The 19009-nt window shown below is 67.9% G+C and carries 19 protein-coding genes; 16 read left to right on the forward strand and 3 right to left on the reverse strand.

Features of this window, described 5'->3' with window-relative positions; all coding sequences use genetic code 11:
• The first annotated feature begins 6 nt into the window (after positions 1 to 6).
• The 6 genes from ACQ5DX_RS24170 (at position 7) to ACQ5DX_RS24195 (ending at position 7494) form a co-directional block, all read left to right on the forward strand.
• Positions 7 to 666, forward strand: coding sequence for a response regulator (locus ACQ5DX_RS24170; protein WP_430335002.1), 660 nt, complete (start codon positions 7 to 9; stop codon positions 664 to 666).
• Positions 663 to 2372 (forward strand): hypothetical protein, encoded by a 1710-nt coding sequence (locus ACQ5DX_RS24175; protein ID WP_430335003.1) that lies wholly within the window; start codon positions 663 to 665, stop codon positions 2370 to 2372. Before ACQ5DX_RS24170 ends, ACQ5DX_RS24175 begins: the two co-directional genes overlap by 4 nt.
• Positions 2373 to 2541: 169 nt before the next feature.
• Positions 2542 to 3219, forward strand: a complete 678-nt coding sequence (locus ACQ5DX_RS24180) for a GAP family protein (protein ID WP_430335004.1) — start codon at positions 2542 to 2544, stop codon at positions 3217 to 3219.
• Between the two features lie 29 nt (positions 3220 to 3248).
• Entirely contained in the window at positions 3249 to 4796 is a 1548-nt protein-coding gene (locus ACQ5DX_RS24185; RefSeq protein ID WP_430335005.1) for a carboxylesterase/lipase family protein, read from the forward strand.
• A 133-nt stretch (positions 4797 to 4929) separates the two neighbouring features.
• Positions 4930 to 6573, forward strand: a complete 1644-nt coding sequence (locus ACQ5DX_RS24190) for a DHA2 family efflux MFS transporter permease subunit (protein ID WP_430335006.1) — start codon at positions 4930 to 4932, stop codon at positions 6571 to 6573.
• 147 nt (positions 6574 to 6720) lie between these two features.
• On the forward strand, positions 6721 to 7494 hold the full coding sequence (locus ACQ5DX_RS24195) for an SDR family NAD(P)-dependent oxidoreductase (RefSeq protein WP_430335007.1): 774 nt from the start codon (positions 6721 to 6723) through the stop codon (positions 7492 to 7494).
• A 28-nt stretch (positions 7495 to 7522) separates the two neighbouring features.
• Here the strand turns inward: ACQ5DX_RS24195 and ACQ5DX_RS24200 are convergent, their stop codons facing one another.
• On the reverse strand, positions 7523 to 8509 hold the full coding sequence (locus tag ACQ5DX_RS24200; protein WP_430335008.1) for a LuxR C-terminal-related transcriptional regulator: 987 nt from the start codon (positions 8507 to 8509) through the stop codon (positions 7523 to 7525).
• A gap of 141 nt (positions 8510 to 8650) precedes the next feature.
• Positions 8651 to 10183, reverse strand: coding sequence for an APC family permease (locus ACQ5DX_RS24205; RefSeq protein WP_430335009.1), 1533 nt, complete (start codon positions 10181 to 10183; stop codon positions 8651 to 8653).
• Between the two features lie 223 nt (positions 10184 to 10406).
• Here ACQ5DX_RS24205 and ACQ5DX_RS24210 point away from each other — a divergent pair, with 223 nt between their 5' ends.
• The 10 genes from ACQ5DX_RS24210 (at position 10407) to ACQ5DX_RS24255 (ending at position 18431) form a co-directional block, all read left to right on the forward strand.
• A complete protein-coding gene (locus tag ACQ5DX_RS24210; protein ID WP_430335010.1) occupies positions 10407 to 11693 on the forward strand; it encodes an aspartate aminotransferase family protein in 1287 nt (428 codons plus the stop codon).
• Positions 11690 to 13267 carry an aldehyde dehydrogenase family protein gene (locus tag ACQ5DX_RS24215; protein WP_430335011.1) on the forward strand — a complete coding sequence of 526 codons (1578 nt, stop codon included), beginning with the start codon at positions 11690 to 11692 and terminating at the stop codon, positions 13265 to 13267. The genes ACQ5DX_RS24210 and ACQ5DX_RS24215 overlap by 4 nt, the downstream gene beginning before the upstream one ends.
• A gap of 3 nt (positions 13268 to 13270) precedes the next feature.
• Positions 13271 to 13876 (forward strand): BMC domain-containing protein, encoded by a 606-nt coding sequence (locus tag ACQ5DX_RS24220; protein ID WP_430335012.1) that lies wholly within the window; start codon positions 13271 to 13273, stop codon positions 13874 to 13876.
• Entirely contained in the window at positions 13873 to 14385 is a 513-nt protein-coding gene (locus ACQ5DX_RS24225) for a hypothetical protein (RefSeq protein WP_430335013.1), read from the forward strand. Before ACQ5DX_RS24220 ends, ACQ5DX_RS24225 begins: the two co-directional genes overlap by 4 nt.
• Positions 14382 to 14627, forward strand: a complete 246-nt coding sequence (locus tag ACQ5DX_RS24230) for a EutN/CcmL family microcompartment protein (protein WP_430335014.1) — start codon at positions 14382 to 14384, stop codon at positions 14625 to 14627. The genes ACQ5DX_RS24225 and ACQ5DX_RS24230 overlap by 4 nt, the downstream gene beginning before the upstream one ends.
• 94 nt (positions 14628 to 14721) lie before the next feature.
• Positions 14722 to 15003, forward strand: a complete 282-nt coding sequence (locus ACQ5DX_RS24235; RefSeq protein ID WP_430335015.1) for a BMC domain-containing protein — start codon at positions 14722 to 14724, stop codon at positions 15001 to 15003.
• 84 nt (positions 15004 to 15087) lie between these two features.
• A complete protein-coding gene (locus ACQ5DX_RS24240) occupies positions 15088 to 15696 on the forward strand; it encodes a microcompartment protein (protein WP_430335787.1) in 609 nt (202 codons plus the stop codon).
• Positions 15697 to 15726: 30 nt separating this feature from the next.
• Positions 15727 to 16725, forward strand: coding sequence for a phosphotransferase enzyme family protein (locus tag ACQ5DX_RS24245; RefSeq protein WP_430335016.1), 999 nt, complete (start codon positions 15727 to 15729; stop codon positions 16723 to 16725).
• Positions 16726 to 16757: 32 nt separating this feature from the next.
• A complete protein-coding gene (fabG, locus tag ACQ5DX_RS24250; RefSeq protein WP_430335017.1) occupies positions 16758 to 17537 on the forward strand; it encodes a 3-oxoacyl-ACP reductase FabG in 780 nt (259 codons plus the stop codon).
• Positions 17538 to 17621: 84 nt separating this feature from the next.
• Entirely contained in the window at positions 17622 to 18431 is an 810-nt protein-coding gene (locus tag ACQ5DX_RS24255) for a GntR family transcriptional regulator (RefSeq protein ID WP_430335018.1), read from the forward strand.
• 233 nt (positions 18432 to 18664) lie between these two features.
• Here the strand turns inward: ACQ5DX_RS24255 and ACQ5DX_RS24260 are convergent, their stop codons facing one another.
• A complete protein-coding gene (locus ACQ5DX_RS24260) occupies positions 18665 to 18997 on the reverse strand; it encodes a hypothetical protein (protein ID WP_430335019.1) in 333 nt (110 codons plus the stop codon).
• Positions 18998 to 19009 lie beyond the last annotated feature (12 nt).

The following is a 19009-nucleotide window of genomic DNA, read 5'->3' on the forward strand; positions in this document are numbered from 1 at the left end:
CGTCCGATGAGCGAAACCGCGTGGGTGCGAAGGGCGCTGGTCGTCGAGGACCAGCCCCTCATGCGGTCGCTGGTGGCCGAGGCGCTCCGACATGCGGGATTCGAGGTGCACGACCGCCCGTCCGCGGCGGCCGCGCTCGCCGACTTCGACGCCGTCGACCCCGACGTGCTGATCACCGACATCGATCTCGGCACGCGCCCCAACGGCATGGAGCTGGCGATGATCGTCCACGCGCGGGCTCCACACTGCGCGGTCGTGTTCCTGACCAACTACCCGCGGGCGGGAATCGCTCCGGGGGAGGGCGTTCCGGCCGGGTCGGTCTTCCTCGACAAGGTCGGGCTCGAGTCGGTCGACGACCTGGTGGCGGCGGTGGAGTCGGCGCTGGCCGAGAAGCCGGTGCCGTCGGATCCGGCGCGGGGCGGCGGCCCGGATGCGGCGCTCGAGCGGCTCACCCGAACCCAGTTGGACGTGTTGCGCTGCATCGCGCTCGGGTGGTCCAACGCCGAGATCGCGCGCCGCCGGGGGTCGAGCCTGCGCAGCGTCGAGAAGATGGTGACCCGCACCTTCGACGCGCTCGGGGTCAACCACAGTCCCGAGCTGAATCCGCGGGTCGCCGCCGCGCAGTTGTACGTCCGGCGCTTCGGGATGCCGGCGGAGATCGGTTGAGGCGTCCCTTCTCCTGGCTGTCGCGGATCGGCAGCGGGTCCGCCGTCACCCGCTGGTCGTGGATCCTGACCGCCCCGTTCGCCGTGACGGTCATGGGCAGCTACTTGTCCGCCCGCGGGCCGGCGGACTGGCCGACGTACTTCAGCGTGGCGGTGGTGGTGCACCTGATCGTGGGCGTCGCACTGCTGATCGTCTGGCTCACCGTCCTGCACCCCAACCGAACTCGCGCCCGTCCGGCGCTCGCTGTCGCCGTCTTCGCCCTGCTCGGCGCGACGCGGCCGTTCCTGCTGGACGCGCTGATCGCGATCCAGGGACTGCCGACCGATCCCCGGAACATGGGGGTACGGCTGATCATCAACATCACGACCGCCGTCGTGGCACTCTCGTTGATCGCGATTCTCGTCGACTCGGTGCGCGAGCACAACGCGGTGATGGCGCGGCTGCGGGCCGCACGCGCGGCACTCGACGAGCAGCGCCGCATCGACGAGGAGTATCTCGCCGGGCTGGGCCGGCGGTGCGCCGACGACCTGGCCGCACGGATCGACGCCGCGCTCGCGCACACCGATCGCACGTCCGTCGACGCTGAGCGCGACGCGCGTCTCTTGCGCGGCATCTCCGAGGACATCGTGCGCCCCATGAGCCACGCGCTGTTCGACGATGCCACTCCGCCGCCGCTGCCGGCGTCCCCACCGCCGACGCTGACCCGACGGGAGCGCCTGCGCGGCGTGCTGCAGGCGGTGCGCCCGGCGCCACTTCTCCTGCCGGCGCTGCTGTACACGGCGGTGATTCTGACGTTCCTGCTGGCGAGTTACGGCCTCCGCGAGACGGTCCTGCAGGTGGCGGCCGGCCTGGCGGTGTGCGTGCTCGGCAGTTGGGTGGTGCAGCGCACCGTGATGCGGATCGGGAGTGGTACCCGTCGGCTCGCGGTGATGGCGCTCGCGTACAGCGCCGTCGCGGCGGCAACCGCCCTGATCCTCTGGATCATTCTCGGCGGCAACGGATTCCCACCCGCCTTCGTCATACCCGGTGTGGCCTTCTATCCGTTCGCGGCGCTTGCCATGTCTCTGATCGCCGCCGCGAACGAGCAGCGGGGAATCGAGGAACGGCAGCTCGCAGACACGCTCGGCGACCACAGTCGGCAGGCGGCCGATGTGCACGGCCGGGTGATCGCCGCCCGGCGTCGGCTGGCCCACGTGCTGCACTCGTCGGTGCAGGGCGAACTCGTGGCCACGGCCCTCGCGATGCGGAGGGACTCGGGTGCGCTGGACGTCTCGGTGGGGGAGATCGTCGACCGCCTGCTGCGCGAGGTGGCGCGGGACGAACCGCCGCCCACGGCGCGGCCGGACGCCCGGCAGCAGATCACCGAGCTGATCGACATGTGGGCGGCGGCCGTGCCGGTCCGGGCGGACCTCGACGAGGGCGTGTGGCCGCTGCTGTCGGACAGCCCGGTCCGGCTCGAGCACGCGGTGGACGTGTTGTCGGAGGGGTTCACCAACGCGATCCGGCACGGGCGCGGCGGGCCGTTGCGCGTGCAGATGACGGTCGATCCGCGAACGTCCGTGATCTGCATCGGTATCCGGTCTCCCGGGCAGGTCGTCCGCGACCGCGGGGACGGGCTGGGGCTGGCGACGCTGTCGAGCCGGGTGGGCTCCGCCGAGCTCGTCGAGGAGCCCGGATCGGTGCTGCTGTCGGTGCGCCTCGACTGATCCCGAACAGGAGTTTCGCGCTCGGCGGGCGCCGGATGTCGCAATACCCGAACATCGGACGGTTGCGGCGAAACACGCTTCCTATCGTTCGTGACGGATGCTTGTGACGGCCGCGTCGAGCTGAGCCCCGTCCCGCATCCACGTGTGAACGAAGGGACGTGATGTCGGCATGGGAAACGCAGTGGCGCAACTGATTCTGGTCGGCATCGAGATGATCGTCAGCCCGGTCCCGCTTGCCGCGCTCATCGCGATCCTGCTGTCCGCGCGAGCGAAGACGAACGCCGCGATCTTCACCGCGACGGCCGTCACCGCATCGGTCGTCGTCATCGGCGTCTCGGCGCTCACGGCCGAGGAAGGTACCGGACGCACCGACCGTGCCGGCCATTCGAGCCAGTTCGTGTTCGCGACGGTCTTCGGGCTCGCCTTCGTGGCGCTGGCCGCCGTCAGTTGGCGGAGCCGCCCGAGGCCGGGCACCGTGGCGGCGATGCCGTCGTGGATGGCGCAGATCGACACCATGAACGGCGCCAAGACGGCGGTCCTGAGCCTGCTGCTCACCGTCCCCAACGCGAAGAACCTGCCGCTCGAGCTGCACGCCGGCGCCGTGGTCGCGGGTGCGCACGCGCCGGCGGGGCAGGCGGCGCTGATAGTCCTCGGCGTCGCGGTGCTCGGTGGCGCCGGGCTGATCGCGCTGTCGGTCCTCGCTGCCGTGCCGTCGAAGCGCGTCTCCGCCGCCCTGGGCGTGGTCAAGGACGAACTGATCCGTCACAACGCCGCCATCATGACCGTGCTGTTCCTGCTGCTGGCCGGTCTTCAGGTCTCGCACCTCGTCACCGCACTCACCGTGTGACATTCCGCGATTCGAAGGAGGAAACACCCATGACTCTCATCGCACCCGACACCACCGTGGTCCACACGACCCACGGACCGGTGCGCGGCACCGTCGACGGACCCGTCAACGTGTGGAAGGGCATCCCGTACGCCGCCGCACCGACGGGGTGGCACCGCTTCCGGGCCCCGGTCGCACCCGAACCCTGGACCGACGTGTTCGACGCCGACCGTTTCGGTCCGGCGGCGCCGCAGAGCCCGATGCCGGGGATGCCGCTGGGGAACGTGCGCAAGGACGAGGACTGCCTCTCGCTCAACGTGTGGTCGACCGGGACCGCCGGTGACCGTCGCCCGGTGATGGTGTGGATCCACGGCGGGGCCTATTTCCGCGGTGCGTCGAGCCAGCCGGTGTTCGACGGCCGTGCGCTCGCCGACCAGGGCGACGTCGTGGTCGTGACGCTGAACTACCGACTCGGGGTGTTCGGGTTCGTCGACTTCTCGTCGCTGAACACCGACGACTTCCGCTTCGACACCAACGTCGCGCTGCTGGACATGATCGCGGCCCTGCGCTGGGTGCAGGCGAACATCGCGGCGTTCGGCGGCGACCCGGACTGCGTGACGCTTTTCGGGGAGTCGGCCGGCGGCGGCGCGGTCACCACCCTGCTGACGGTGCCGGCGGCGCAGGGCCTGTTCCACCGCGCGATCGCCGAGAGCTCGCCGGCGACGTCGGTCTACAACCAGGAGCGGGCCGCGCACGTCGCGCGGGTCTTCCTCGACATCCTCGGTGGCGCAGGCGATCCCGTCGATCGGCTGCTCACCGCAAGCACCGACGAGCTGCTGGCGGCGTCGGACGAGCTGTTCGCGCGGATCCCCACCGAGACGCCCGGCACGCTCGCGTTCGGGCCGATCGTGGACGGCGACTTGGTGCCCGACTACCCGGTCAACTCGTTCTGGAACGGCACCGCGGCCCGGGTCCCGCTGCTGATCGGCACCAACAAGGACGAGTCGACGCTGTTCAAGCTGATGAAGTCGCCGCTCATGCCGCTCGATCCCGATGTCATCCGGGGGATGTTCGCCGAGATCGCGGCCGAGCACCCGGACGTCGAGTTTCCCGATCAGGCCCGCATCGAATCGGCGTACTCGGGTCTGGAGACCCGGGACGACGCGCTGGGGCTGACGCGCGACTTCGGATTCCGCCTGCCGACGCTGTGGATCGTCGAGGCTCACGCTCGCTACGCGCCGACCTGGCTGTATCGCTTCGACTACGCGACCCCCATGCTGAAGGCGCTGGGGATCGGCGCGGCCCACGCGACCGAACTGCCGTACGTGTTCGGCAACATTGCGCACGGGCCCAAGGAGATCCCGTTCCTGCTCGGCGGACTGTCGACCGCGCGGAAGGTCTCGGCGCGGATGCAGCAGCGGTGGCTCGAGTTCGCGAAAAATGCTGTGCCGGTGGGACTCGACGGCGAACCCACGTGGGATCCCTACGACCCGATCGGCCGGGCCACGATGGTGATCGACAAGCACGACACGGTGATTGCCGATCTGGACGGCCCGCTGCGGGCGGCGTGGGGCGAGCAGGTGATCGCGTTCACGTGACGCGCCGCGGCGCGCGAAATCGTCCGAAAGTTGGAAATGCCGGGGTGTCCGGCCGTTCGGCGCGAGATTGCGCGCCGCCTCTGCTGAGATCGCGGTAGCGTCGTCTCGAGGCGCAGGGAGGAAGGCGCGCGCCATGGCAGTGGAATCGACCGAAACCCAAGTGGGGCCGCGGGAATGGATCGGTCTGGGCGTCCTCGCCACCGGCCTGTCGCTGATCGTCGTGGACGGGACCATCGTCAACGTCTCGCTGCCGGTGATCATCGACGAGTTGGGTCTCGATCTCACCGACGCCCAGTGGATCAACAGTATCTACTCGGTGGTGTTCGCGGCGCTGCTGCTCACCGCCGGCCGGCTCGGCGACCGGCTGGGCCGCCGCCTGCTGTTCATCCTCGGTGTACTGGTGTTCATCGGCGGCAGCCTGATGGCGGCGGCGTCGGACAGCTCGACCGCGCTCATCGTGGCCCGCGTCGTGCAAGGCGTCGGCGGCGCGTTCGTGCTGCCGTGCACGCTGTCGACCGTCAACGCGACCTTCCGTGGCCGCGACCGGGCGATCGCGTTCGGCGTGTGGGGCGCGGTGATCTCCGGCATGGCCGCCGTCGGGCCGCTGCTCGGCGGCTGGCTCACGACGTCGTTCACGTGGCCGTGGATCTTCCTCGTCAACGTCCCGATCGGCATCCTCGTCATCATCGGCGCCCTCCTCGCCGTCCCCGAGACGCGGGCGAAGATCACGGTGCCCGGACTCGATGTGGTGGGTCTGCTGCTCAGCGCAATCGGCTTCGGCGCGTTGATCTTCGCGCTCATCGAGGGCCAGACCCTCGGGTGGTGGAAGCCGATCGCCGACCTGAACGTGTTCGGCCTGACCTGGCCCGCGACCGCCCCGATCTCGGCGACCCCGGTCATCGCCGCCGTCGGCGTGGTCACGCTGGTCGGGTTCGTGGTGTGGGAGCGACACCGGGCACGGATCGCGTACTCGGCCATCCTCGACCTGGCGCTGTTCCGGTTCCGCACCTTCAGCTGGGGCAACTGCACCGCGATGGCCGTCGCGATCGGCGAGTTCGGTCTGCTGCTGGTGCTGCCGCTGTTCCTCGTCAATGCGTACGGTCTCAGCACCCTCGGCGCCGGCTACGTGCTCGCGGTCATGGCGCTCGGCGCCTTCGCCTCCGGTGCTGCCGCCCGCCACGTCACCGCCCGTTTCGGTGCCCCGCGCACCGTGATGCTCGGCCTGGCGCTCGAGGTGATCGGTGTGCTCGCGTTCGCGCTGTACCTGCGTCCGTCGTCCGAGACCTGGCTGATGGCACTGCTGTTGGCGATCTACGGGCTCGGCCTGGGGCTGGCGTCGGCGCAGCTCACCGGCACCGTCCTGGTCGACATCCCGACGTCCGAGTCGGGCCAGGGCTCGGCGACGCAGAGCACCGTCCGCCAGCTCGGGTCCGCGCTCGGCACCGCCATCCTCGGCACCGTGCTGTCCCTCGGGCTCGCCCACAGCCTCACCGACCGGCTCGATCCGGTCCCGCTGCCGCCGCAGGTGGAGGCGCAGCTCGTCGACAGCACCCGCGACTCCGCGGGCGGCACCATCCCGGCGATCCGCGAGCAGGGCGAGAACGGCAAGCTCGGCCCCACCGGGCCCGAGACCGCCGACGCGCTGTCCGAGGGCTTCGCCGACGCCACCCGCTGGTCGCTGTTCGGCGCCGCCGGTTTCCTGCTGGCCGGCCTCGCGACGGCGACGCAGCTGCAGTCCCGACGGCGCGAGGAGGCGGTGACGTCGAGCGCGCCTTGACCTGCGCGACCGGTCCTGCGGGTCCGTCAACTGACGGACCCCCCGGACGGAGCGAGGCGCGACAGTGGGTCGACCACCCGATGGCTACTTCTCGTCGCCGTTTCTAGCGTGGGAAACACCAGCAGGGCAACGACTTCGAGGAGCATCATGATCGATCTTTCAGGCAAGGTCGCGTTGGTGACCGGCGGATCCTCCGGGATCGGGCGAGCGATTGCGCAGACACTCGCTCGGGCCGGTGCTCACATCGTGATCGCCGATCTCACCGAGGCCGCAAGGGAGGGCGGGCCGACCACGGCCGAGTCGATCGTCGCCGACGGTGGCACGGCCGAACTCGTGGTGATCGACGTCTCGGACAGCGCTCAGGTGGCGGCAGCGGTCGCCGACGTCTCCGCTCGGCTCGACGGAATCGACATCCTGGTCAACAACGCCGGCGTCCTCGTCTCCGGATCCGTCGTCGAGACGGACGACGACACATGGCGGCGGCAGATGTCGGTCAACGTCGACGGCACCTTCCACTGCACCCGCGAGGTGATCCGGCAACTGCGCGCGTTGGACCGGCCGGGCAAGGTCGTCAACATCAGCTCCATCAGCGGCCTCCGCGGGAACCCCGGGTTCGCCGCCTACTGCGCGTCGAAGGGCGCGATCGTGAACTTCACCCGTCAGGTGGCGGTCGATTACGCCGCCCACGGGATCAACGTCAACGCGGTCGCCCCGGGTTTCGTGACGACCGAGATGACCGCCCTGTACGACGACGAGACGCGTGCAGCCCTTTCCGGCCAGACTCCCCGCGGCAAGTGGGCCACCGCGCAGGACATCGCGAACGCCGTGCTCTTCCTGGCCTCGCCGTTGGCCGACCACATCGTCGGCGAGAACCTCCTGGTCGACGGCGGCTGGACGATCGGGACCCCGGTCCAGTTGTGATGTCGCCGCCGGTCGGGTGCGCGGGCGCTCACCCGACCGGCGGCGCCACGATGCCTTCCGCGGTCGCGATCGCTGCCGCGGCCACCCGGGACCGACACTGCAACTTCTCGAGGATGTGTTCGACATGGGTGGCCACCGTCCGATGACTCAGATGCAACTCGCAGCCGATCTCCGAATTGCTGAGCCCCTGCGCGAGTAGCCCGAGAACCTCGAGTTCACGGACGGTCAGCCCCCGCGGCGGACGCTCCTCGTGCACCGTGACGATGTGTCCGGATGTAACCGGCGTGAGCTGCACCCGAACGGTCCGCCCGTCGTCGACGGTCGTGTAGGAGCTGTGCCGGCCGGCAAGCAGCGACGCGATCCGCACCTGCTTCTCGAGCGGACCACCCGCCGCCAGGAGAGGGCCGCCCTGCAGGCCGGGCAACGGAACCAGCTCGTCGCGCTGGGTCAGCAGTGCCGACTCCACGGCGGTCTCGACAAGTTCGGTCCAGGCCGGACCGTCGACCGTCCGCAGCGGGTCGATGAGCGAGCCCAGGACGGGACGCATCACCGCCAGGCAGTCGATGGCCCGGTCGCTGAGCGGAACCGCGAAGGTGGTGCTCAGGTGCAGTGAGCCGGTGTAGCGACCCTCCCGCGTGAACAGGCAGGTGGTGACACCTTCCCGAAAGCCTGAGGGACGGAAGATCTCTCGCGCACTGAATGTCTCGGCGTAGCGCGGAATGTCACACCATCGAAGGGGACGCGAATGCCGGAACCGCATGGCCAGGAAGGCCGGATCGTCGACGGTGAACCCGTCGTTGAGATACGAGACGACCTCACGCGGGTAGTCGGCGCCGGCAACGGTCGTGTGCACGTTGTCCGCCGGGTCGTACATCGACAGCGAGGCGGCCTCGAACGGAATGTCCGCGCGCAGACGCTCGATGACCGCCTTCGCCCGCTCGGATTCCGCCGTCGGCTCGGTACAGATCGCTGCGATGTCGGCGACCATCGCAAGGGTGTCGTGAGAGTTCGTCATGGCGGCTCCTCGTGCACCTGGGATATGGACAACGTGGATCATGCGCCCCGGAGGCATCCGGCGGAAGGGTTCCGTACGAAGCCGAGGCGGAATCCCACGTCGCGGGACTCCGCCTCGGTCGTTTGTTCGGTGAATCCGCGATCACTCCCGCTCGTGGGCCTCCTCCAGGACTATTCGACCGATCAGTTCGTAGCGCGCCGGATCACGGAACCGGAAGTAGGCGGCGATGGCGCCACCGGTGACGAACGTACCGACCACAATCCACGGTGTCAGCGTGAACAGCAGTGTGCCGGAGGCGGATCCTGCCGCATCCTCCTTGTGCTCCCACAGGAGATAGACGACGTAGAGCATCCCGATGCCGCCGAGCAGCGGCGCAGTGAACGTCTTGAACCAGTGTGCCGACTCCGGATGGTGCTTGCCCACATGGAAGTACGCGATCACGGCGAAGGCGCACAACGCCTGCACGATGAGGATCGCCATCGTTCCGAGAATGGCCAGCACCACGTACATCTCGCCGTACGGATCCATGCCGGCGGCGAGGAACAGCAGCACGATCGCCGTCGCGATCCCGGTCTGCACGAACGACGCGACGTGTGGGGAGCCGTGCTTCGGGTGGGTGGCGCCGAGCGTGCGCTGCAGGCGCAGCGACAGTCCCTCGCGTCCGAGCGCGTACAGGTACCGGGACGCGCAGTTGTGGAACGCCATCCCGCACGCGAAGGAACCCGTGACCAGCAGGATGTTGAAGGCGGTGACCGACCACGCCCCCAGGTATTCCCGCGCCGGCCCGAAGAAGATCTCCGAGGAAGTCGCGGAATCCTGTGCAAGAGCGATCGATTCCTGCGGACCCGTGCCGGCGATCGCCATCCACGACACGAACACGTAGAACGCGCCGACGCCGAGGACCGCGAACATGGTGGCGCGCGGGATGATCTTCTTCGGGTCGCGGGACTCCTCGCCGTACATCGCGGTGGACTCGAAACCGACCCACGACCAGAAGGCGAAGAACAGGCCGAGACCGGCACTGGCCACCGCGACGCCCTCTGCCGGCTTGAACGCGTTGAGCGGGTTGATCGACTCGGGGACGAAGCCCTCGGGCCCGCCGCCGTGGACGACGACGGCGAGTGCGCCCAGGGCGAGGATCGCGATCTCCGCCACGAGGAACACGCCCAGCACCTTCGCTGTCAGGTTGACGTCGAAGTAGGTGAGGATCGCGTTCAGCGCGAGCATGCCCAGCGCGAAAACGATCCAGTGAACCGAGAAGCCGAGTTCCGATCGGACCAGGTTGGCGGCGAAGAACGAGAAGATCCCGACAAGCGCCGCCTCGAAGACGACGTAGGCCATGGTGATGATGAATCCGCTTGCCATACCGACGATTCGGCCCAGACCGTGCGAGATGAAGCCGTAGAAGGCACCCGTCGCGGTGATGTGCTTCGCCATCGTCGCGTAGCCCAGGGCGAAGAGTCCCAGCACGATCGTCGCGACGAGATATCCGGCAGGTGCCGCCGAACCGTTGCCGAAGCCCACCGCGATCGGGACATTTCCGACCATGGCCGTGATCGGGGCGGACGTCGCTACGGCCATGAAGATGACGCCGATGGTCCCGACAGCGTTGCGTCTGAGCCGTTGTACGGAGGGACTCGGGGGCGTGAACTCCTGTTTTTCGGTCTGGGTCATGGGGGAGGCCTTCCGGAATCGTCGGACTGGCGTTGAATTTGTGGCCTGCGCCACAGTAAGCTGGCGGCAATAATGGCACTACCAAATGGGCCGCGCAAGACGTACAGCTGCGAAATATTCGTTGCAAGAAGACCATTGACATCTTTGGTCCGACCATTAGTATCGATGTCGACAGTGGCTGATCGCCCGATCTGATTCGGGCCTGACCGACGATGGGTAGGCCATGTACGACTACGGCTCATTCACTTTCGAGTCAAAGAGTGAAGTTCTCGAGAAGTCCGTGAGGTACTGGAATCCGGACAAGACCAAGTTCTGGACCAATTCCGGTGTGGATTTGGTTATCGACCGTCGCGAGGGCTACTTCCTGTGGGACATGAGCGGGCGTCGCCTCATCGACCTGCACCTCAACGGCGGGACCTACAACCTCGGGCATCGCAATCCGGAGGTCGTCGCCGCGGTCAAGGATGCGCTCGACCGCTTCGACGTCGGCAACCATCACTTCCCGTCCGTGGCGCGCACGGCACTCGCCGAGGCACTGATCGCCTCTGCGCCAGAAGGTTTGACGAAGGTGGCGTACGGATCCGGTGGTGGCGAGGCGATCGACATCGCGCTCAAGAGTGCGCGGCACGCCACGCAGAAGCGCAAGATCGTGTCGATCGTCAAGGCGTACCACGGGCACACCGGCCTCGCGCTGGCCACCGGCGACGACCGCTTCGCAAAGATCTTCCTCGCGGATCGGCCGGACGAGTTCGTCCAGGTGCCCTTCGGTGATCTCGAGGCGATGGAACGCGCACTCTCCGGTCGGGACGTTGCCGCGGTGATCATGGAAACCATCCCGGCCACATACGGTTTCCCGCTGCCGCCGCCGGGATACCTGGAGGCGGTCAAGGCGCTGACCGAGAAGTACGACGCGCTGTACATCGCCGACGAGGTGCAGACCGGCCTGATGCGCACCGGCGAACTCTGGGGCATCACCAAGCACGGAATCCAGCCCGACATCCTGGTGACCGGCAAGGGCATCTCGGGCGGGGTCTATCCGATCACCGCAGCCCTGCTGAGCGACCGCGCCGGCCAGTGGCTCGACCAGGACGGCTTCGCTCACATCTCCACCTTCGGCGGTGCCGAGGTGGGCTGTGTCGCGGCGCTCAAGACCCTGGAGATCACCACCCGCCCCGAGGTCCGCTCGATGGTCCACTACATCTCCGAGCTGATGCGCGACGGGTTGAACCGGATTCAGCAGATGTACCCGGACTGGATGGTCGGCGTCCGTCAGAACGGCGTCGTCGTCGGGCTCGAGTTCGATCATCCCGAGGGCGCCAAGTTCGTCATGCGTCACCTCTACGAGCTGGGTGTGTGGGCCATCTTCTCGACGCTCGATCCTCGGGTTCTGCAGTTCAAGCCCGGAATCCTCATGCCCCGCGACCTCTGCGAGGACGTGCTCGACCGGCTCGAAGTCGCGGTCGGTCGCGCACGCGCCGAGGTTCGCAGTACCGATCGGAGAGCAAGTTGACGAGTACGGCACGCGCCGGACACATTCTCGAACGGGCCCGTTGGGCGGCGGCCGCGTACGCCGACTACGACCGGGCGAGTGTCGACGCGATCGTGAACGCGGTCGCCGAAGCCGGCTTTCGGAACGCGGAGAAGTACGCGGAGTGGGCGGTCACCGAGACCGGGATGGGTGTCGTCGCGGACAAGGTTCGCAAGAACCAGGCGTGTTCGCGCGGGATCGTGGAGCACTACCGCGGCGAGGACTTCGTCTCGGCGCGGGTGGACGAGGCCCGCAAGATCGCCGAACTGCCCCGGCCGGCCGGCGTGGTCCTGGGACTCACGCCCACGACCAATCCGGTTGCAACGGTGTACTTCAAGATCATCCTCAGTCTGATGACCCGCAACGCCGTGGTCATCGCGCCCCATCCACGGGCCAAGGAGTGCTGCGTCGACGCGGCGCGCACGCTCGCCGAGGCCGCGACCGCCGCCGGCGCCCCTGACGGCATCGTGCAGATCATCGAGGACCCGTCGATCCCGCTGGTCGAGGAGCTCATGTCCGACGAGCGCACCGACGTCATCGTCGCGACCGGCGGCACGGGCGTCGTGCGCGCGGCGTACTCGTCGGGAAGCCCGGCTCTCGGCGTCGGACCCGGCAACGTGCCGGTCCTCGTGGATGCGACCGCGGACATCCGGGCTGCCGCGAAACGCATCGTCGACAGCAAGGCCTTCGACAACTCGGTGCTGTGCACCAACGAGTCGGTGCTGATCGTGGAGGAGTCCGTTGCCGACCGGCTCGAGCAGGAGATGGCCCGCGCCGGCGCGCACATCCTCGACGAGGAGTCGGTGAACCGGCTGCGGCAGTACATGTTCCCGGGTGGGCACCTAAACACCGACGTCGTGGGCAAGGACGCGACCTGGATTGCGTCCGAGGCAGGGATCGCGGTCGGCGCCAAGACGCGGCTACTGGTGGCTCCGTTCGACGTGGTGATCCCCGAGGAGCCCTTCACCCACGAGAAGCTCTCGCCGGTCATCGGCATGACACGGGTCGCCGATGCCCGGCGAGGTATCAATGTGGCCCGGGCGGTGGTCCGCATCGCCGGCGCCGGCCACTCGGGAGCGATCCACAGCTCCGACCCGGCGACGATCGTCGAGTTCGGGGCGCGCGTCCCGGTGCTACGGGTGTCCGTGAACGTCGGGAACAGTACGGGCGGCTCCGGTCTGGACACCAACCTGGCACCGTCGATGACGATCGGTACCGGGTTCGTGGGCCGCAGTTCGATCGGTGAGAACCTCGAGCCCCGGCACCTGCTGAACTGGACCCGCATCGCGTTCAACAGCGACCCCTCGGTCCCGATGGGTGCGATGACCGGTCTCGAGCCGTGGCGTGGTCGCACCGGACCGGTGCCGGGGTATCCGACCCCCTCGAACGATCCGGGAGCCGTTGCCGCCCAGCCGGCCTCCGCGCCACGGCGGGCCCAGCCTGCCGGACCCCGACCGACACCGCGCCCGGCCGACCGAACGCCGGGCACCGACCAACTCAGGGCCGAACTGCGGCGGATCGTCGTCGAAGAGCTCTCTCAACTCGTCAAGGGGTGAACCGTGGCAGAGCTGCGTTCCTTCATATTCATCGATCGACTACAACCACAGACCATGTCGTATCTGGGCAGCTGGATCCGCGGTGCACTTCCGCGGGCCGACATGGCGGCGCAGATCATCGAGGTGGCACCGGGTCTCGACATCGAGGGCGTCACCGACGTCGCGCTCAAGCACGCTGAGGTGCAGGCCGGAATCCTGGTCGTGGAAAGGCAATTCGGCTACCTCGAGTTCCACGGGGAGACCGGCGCGGTCACGGCGGCCGCGGAGGCCGCCCTCGATGCCCTCGACGCGACCACCAGTTCGGCACTGTCGCCGACGATCCTGGCGTCGAAGATCATCACCGGTGTCGAGCACCAGCACGCGTTTCTGATCAACCGCAACAAGATCGGTTCGATGGTGCTGGCGGGCGAATCGCTGTTCGTGCTCGAGGTCCAGCCCGCGTCGTACGCCATTCTGGCGACGAACGAGGCTGAGAAGGCCGCCGACGTGAAGGTGGTCGACTTCCGGATGATCGGCGCGACCGGCAGGGTCTACCTGTCCGGGGCCGAGGCCGACGTCCGGCAGGCAGCGGAAGCGGCTCGCGACGCGCTCGCGGGAGGTGTGCGATGAGCGATCTGCTCCCCGCCGAGATCCGGCAGATGGTCCGAGATGTCGTGCGCGAGGTGGTCGGCGACCTCAAGTCGAAGCCGAGCTCGTCTGCCGCACCGGCCAAGTCGATCACGCCGCCGCAGCCGGGACCGGCCACGTTCGCCGACCAGATCGGTGCGGCGCCGACCGGACCTCGCTCGGCCGCGGAGCGCAAACGTGTCGAGTCCGTGCGCATCAAGGACGATACCGATCTGTCGGCGTTCGTGCGGTCGCTGCTCGTCCTGTTCGAGAACCCCAAGTCCCGTGCGGACGTTCGGTCGGGACGCCTTCAGTTCCGGCTCCTCGGAGGCGCAGTCGCCGCCGGCGGTGCCGTCACCCGGATCGACCGGGGCGCGGTGACGGAGCGTCACATCGCGGCCGTCGCCGAGTCCGGTGGCCGACTGGTGCTTGCACCGGGAGCCGTCCTCACGCCGCTGGCACGGGAGAAGGCCCGTGCGTTGGGCGTCGAGATCGAGAAGGAGCGCAGATGATCCTCGCAACCGTCACCGGAAACGTCTGGGCGACCCGACGCGTCGAGGGGTTACCCCACGGTGCGTTCCTCGAGGTCGAGGCCGACAGCGGCGCCAGATTGATCGCATTCGACGTCCTGGGGTCAGGTCTCGGCGAAAAGGTCCTCGTCGCGCAGGGCTCGGTCGCGTCCGCCTGGCTTCCCGGTGCTGCACCGCCGGTGGACGCGCTGATCATCGGGTCGGTCGATCCCGTACCCGAATAGCACCCACCACACCCCGAACAGGTCGGCACATCGTGCCGGTCCCATCCACCCCGAGTTTTCGCACACCGCGTGCACATCACACCAAGGAGATGCAATGTCCAGCAACGCCATCGGAATGATCGAGACCAAGGGTTACGTCGCTGCTCTCGCTGCCGCCGACGCAATGGTCAAGGCCGCGAATGTGACCATCACGGACCGGCAGGACGTCGGAGACGGACTGGTGTCGGTGATCGTCAGCGGCGAGGTCGGAGCGGTGAAGGCGGCCACCGAGGCCGGTGCCGAGACCGCCTCGCAGGTAGGCGAACTCGTCAGCGTGCATGTCATTCCTCGTCCGCACGCGGAACTCGGCGCGCACTTCTCCGTCTCGTCGAAGTAGTCCTACATCCCACGCACAGACAGGAGGTGAGGCGCTGTGGGCGAGAAGCATGTCGGCACCCCCACCGATATCCGGGTTTACCTCATGGTGCACGACCTGCAGCGGCAGTTCGCGGCCTACATGGGTACGCCAACTCGAGCGCGCGGCTATCCGCCGTACGAGGGCGACCACGCGCTGATCGTCGAGGTGTCGCCGGCACTCGCGATCGAACGGGTCATCGACCTCGCATTGCGTTCGGTCCCGGATGTGGAGCCCGGAATCCTGTACGTCGAAAGGCAATTCGGTGTCCTGGAGATCCACTCTCGGTCGCTCGACGACGTCGTGCGGGCGGGGGAAGCGATTCTCCAGGGCACCGGCAACAAGGCGAGTGACCAACTCCGGCCGAAGGTCTTGTACCACGACATCATCGAGAGCATCACCGATCAGCACGCGGTGATCCTCAACCGGAACCGGCAGGCGTCGATGGTCATGCCGGGGGAGTCGTTGCTCGTGTACGAGATGACCCCCGCGTTGTTCGCCGCCGTCGCCGCGAACGAGGCGGAGCGAGCCGCGCCGGGAATCACGCTGGTCGACGTCCAGATGATCGGCGCGGCCGGTCGGCTCTACATCAGCGGATCCACCGAGGACGTCACGGTGGCCCGCGACCAGATCACCAAGGTCCTTGCGGGTATCGAAGGACGAGAGCACGGCTGACTCCGTCGGCCAGGGAACGAGGGTGGTGTTATGCCTGCGAACGGAGTCCGCTCGCTCGACGACGAGGTCGCCGACAGGGCGCTGACCGAGTACGCCTTTTCGGCGGAGACACGGTGCCGGATGATCAACCTCTCGGAGAACGCAACGTACCTGGTCGAGGATCCCGCCAGCGGTAGCGGCGGGATCCTCCGGGTACACCGCGAGGGGTATCACGAACTGGAGGCGATCGAGTCCGAACTCGATTGGCTCACTTCGCTGAGCGCCGACGGAGCGGTGTACGCGCCGGCGGTGATCCCGACCGTCGCCGGACGCCGGGTCGTGACGGTTCAGGTCGACGGCCGAGCGCGTCACGCCGTCCTGTTCGAGACGATGGGTGGCCTCGAACCTGACGAGAGTGGCATCACGACAGACGATTTCGAGACTCTGGGTACCGTCACGGCTCGCCTGCATCGGCACGCGCGCCAGTGGACCCCGCCCCGTCGCTTCACTCGGTTCGCGTGGGACTGGGAGCATTGCCTGGGCGCCGAGCCTCGGTGGGGGCGATGGGAGGACGGCAGCGGTCTGGGCGCGTCGGAGATCGCCCATCTGCGCCCCGCGGTCGACCTGCTCCGGGATCGCTTGGGCGCGTATGGACAGTCGCCCGAGCGGTTCGGCCTCATCCACGCCGACCTGCGGCTGGCCAACCTGCTCATGGAGCCGTCCCGTGTCAATGTCATCGACTTCGACGACTGCGGATTCGGTTGGTTCCTATACGACTTCGGCACCGCGGTCTCGTTCATCGAGCACGAGCCCGCGCTCGGGGACTGGCAGGAGGCATGGCTGATCGGGTACCGGTCCCAGTTCGAGTTGTCCGCCGAGGACGAGGCGATGCTCCCCACCTTCGTGCTGCTGCGCCGCCTCATGTTGACCGCGTGGATGGGATCGCACGCGCACTCTCGTGAATCACGCACGAAGAGTGCGAGTTACGCGTCCGGAACGTGCGAGCTGGCCGAGCGATACTTGCAATCGGGTGGGCGGTCGATCCTGTAGTACCTCTCCCTACGAGTGATTCGAGGAAGTCAATGTTCACATCCAATTCCGGCAGGTCTGTGATCGTGACCGGCGGCAGCAAGGGCATCGGCCGAGGCATCGCCCGGGTGTTCGCCGAGGCGGGCGCGGATGTCCTGATCACGGCGCGGGACGGAGAGGCACTCGAGAAGGCCGTCGCCGAACTGTCCGAACTGCCCGGCCGGGTGTCGGCGATGCAGGTCGACGTCACCGACCCGGACTCGTGCGCCGAAATGGTCGAGGTCGCCGTCGAGCGGTACGACGGATTGGACGTGTTGTGTGCGAATGCCGGCATCTTCCCGTCCTGCCGTCTCGAGGACCTGACGCCGCGCGATCTGGACGAGGTCCTCGCGGTCAACTTCAAGGGCACGGTGTTCGCGGTACAGGCCGCGGTGCCGGCGCTCGAAGCGAGCGGTAGCGGCCGCGTCGTCGTCACGTCGTCCATCACGGGACCGATGACCGGGTACCCCGGATGGTCGCACTACGGCGCCAGTAAGGCGGCGCAGTTGGGATTCGTCCGGACCGCGGCGATGGAACTGGCCCCCCGGAACATCACGGTCAACGCCGTGTTGCCTGGCAACATCAGGACCGAGGGCCTCGACGGAATGGGTGAGGAGTACCTGGCGGCGATGGCCGCGGCGGTACCGCAGGGGCGCCTGGGCGAGGTCGACGACATCGGCTTCGCCGCGATGTACTTCGCATCCCCCGAGGCCGGGTACGTCACCGGCCAGACCCTGGTGGTCGACGGTGGACAGGTTCTGCCCGAAAGCCTGCAAGCCCTGAACGAGATCTGAGATCCTCGCGCCGGCGCCTCGTGCGCCGGCGCGAGACTGTCGTCGGCGTAATGGTCGCGTGCGGTAGGATTTGGTCCTACCACAATGGGTGGGTTTGGGGAGGGCGTCTTGGGAAATCAAACGGAGGAACTACGCCGCCGTATCGTGGCCGATATCAGTTCCGGAGAGCTGCCACCTGGATCGAAGCTCGGCAGCGAGCGTGAACTGGCCGAGCACTACGGCGTCAGCCGATCCAGCCTGCGTCAGGTTCTGGCCGCCCTCGAGGAAGCCGGAATGGTCAACCGATCCATCGGCCGGTCCGGCGGCACTTTCATCAGCGACACCAAGGTCGAGCGAAACCTGTCCGGTGTGGTCGGTGTCCCCGCCTACCTGGCCAGCCAGGGGTACACCGCCGGTTCGCGGATCCTCTCGACCCGGATCACCGAGCCGGACGCCCAATCGGCTCGGGCGCTCGGGACCGGCGACGGAGACTTCGTCGTGGACATTCGTCGCATCCGCCTCGCGGACGGTGAACCGATCTCGCTCGAGCAGGTGCAGTTCCCGGCCGATCGATTCCCCGACCTGCTCGAGAAGCCGCTGGGTGGCTCCCTCTACGAACTGCTCGAGCAGAACTACGGACTGGTCCCGGGCGAGGCCGACGAGCGAATCGAGGCCGTGAACGCCGGCGAGCACGAGGCGTCGATGCTGTCGATCAAACCCAACGCCGCACTGTTGCTCATCACCCGCGTGACGCGGGACGAGGACGGCGTTCCGTTCGAGTTCTCACGCGACCTCTTCCGCGGCGACCGGACGCGGATCGCCGTCACCGCCCCCGGCCCGGGTGTGCGGGGACAGGCGCGGCGCAGCGGCTCGGTTCTCGAGCTGCGCGCGGACGGTGCCGCCGAGTCGGCGTAGCGGCTCGGGCCCGAACAGTCCCAGTCCCGACTTCGGTTCGGGTCAGTACCCAACCACTGCACACAGTTCGGCGTCGGTGATGCGGCCTGCTTCACATCGCTCAGCCGTATTCGGTCTGGTGTCCTCGATGTCCTTCGGTATGCCGGCAGGCTCGTCTGCAGTTGCCTCGCTGCGGTAGCCGATCGGGTCGACACCACGGGACGTGGCGCCGACCCGAAAAGCGGTGCGCTGAATCAGTTCGAGGAGCCGAACACCAGTTCCATGGAGCCGAATGTCAGGCGTGCTGCAGCGAGGTCCAGATCGGTGATCGGTGCCGTGGGGCACGGGCGGAAGCCGGTTCCGATGCCGCCTGCGTGAGCTTCCCGACACTCAGTGATCTGCTCCCGGGTGAAGGTCCGGTCGAATCGATGCGCATCCCAGAGGGTATCGACGTAACTCGACCGGACGTAGCTGCCTGTGGGAAGGCTCCCGCCACCGTTGGAGTCTTGGGCGTGGGCGACCGCAGGGGCTGCGGCCAGGAATAGCCCCGCGGCCAGGATTGCGGATCGGGTCAAGGTGAGTCTCATGGTGATCAGCTC

This window comes from Rhodococcus sp. ACT016 (assembly GCF_050477185.1).
In the GTDB taxonomy this organism is placed as follows: domain Bacteria; phylum Actinomycetota; class Actinomycetes; order Mycobacteriales; family Mycobacteriaceae; genus Prescottella.

Bases quoted from the DNA above. Each gene is read 5' to 3' on its own strand.
- ACQ5DX_RS24170 (WP_430335002.1), top strand. From the start codon at position 7: ATGAGCGAAACCGCGTGGGTGCGAAGGGCGCTGGTCGTCGAGGACCAG.
- ACQ5DX_RS24180 (WP_430335004.1), top strand. From the start codon at position 2,542: ATGGGAAACGCAGTGGCGCAACTGATTCTGGTCGGCATCGAGATGATC.
- ACQ5DX_RS24185 (WP_430335005.1), top strand. From the start codon at position 3,249: ATGACTCTCATCGCACCCGACACCACCGTGGTCCACACGACCCACGGA.
- ACQ5DX_RS24190 (WP_430335006.1), top strand. From the start codon at position 4,930: ATGGCAGTGGAATCGACCGAAACCCAAGTGGGGCCGCGGGAATGGATC.
- ACQ5DX_RS24195 (WP_430335007.1), top strand. From the start codon at position 6,721: ATGATCGATCTTTCAGGCAAGGTCGCGTTGGTGACCGGCGGATCCTCC.
- ACQ5DX_RS24200 (WP_430335008.1), bottom strand. From the start codon at position 8,509: ATGACGAACTCTCACGACACCCTTGCGATGGTCGCCGACATCGCAGCG.
- ACQ5DX_RS24205 (WP_430335009.1), bottom strand. From the start codon at position 10,183: ATGACCCAGACCGAAAAACAGGAGTTCACGCCCCCGAGTCCCTCCGTA.
- ACQ5DX_RS24210 (WP_430335010.1), top strand. From the start codon at position 10,407: ATGTACGACTACGGCTCATTCACTTTCGAGTCAAAGAGTGAAGTTCTC.
- ACQ5DX_RS24225 (WP_430335013.1), top strand. From the start codon at position 13,873: ATGAGCGATCTGCTCCCCGCCGAGATCCGGCAGATGGTCCGAGATGTC.
- ACQ5DX_RS24230 (WP_430335014.1), top strand. From the start codon at position 14,382: ATGATCCTCGCAACCGTCACCGGAAACGTCTGGGCGACCCGACGCGTC.
- ACQ5DX_RS24235 (WP_430335015.1), top strand. From the start codon at position 14,722: ATGTCCAGCAACGCCATCGGAATGATCGAGACCAAGGGTTACGTCGCT.
- ACQ5DX_RS24240 (WP_430335787.1), top strand. From the start codon at position 15,088: ATGGTGCACGACCTGCAGCGGCAGTTCGCGGCCTACATGGGTACGCCA.
- ACQ5DX_RS24245 (WP_430335016.1), top strand. From the start codon at position 15,727: ATGCCTGCGAACGGAGTCCGCTCGCTCGACGACGAGGTCGCCGACAGG.
- fabG (WP_430335017.1), top strand. From the start codon at position 16,758: ATGTTCACATCCAATTCCGGCAGGTCTGTGATCGTGACCGGCGGCAGC.
- ACQ5DX_RS24255 (WP_430335018.1), top strand. From the start codon at position 17,622: ATGGGTGGGTTTGGGGAGGGCGTCTTGGGAAATCAAACGGAGGAACTA.
- ACQ5DX_RS24260 (WP_430335019.1), bottom strand. From the start codon at position 18,997: ATGAGACTCACCTTGACCCGATCCGCAATCCTGGCCGCGGGGCTATTC.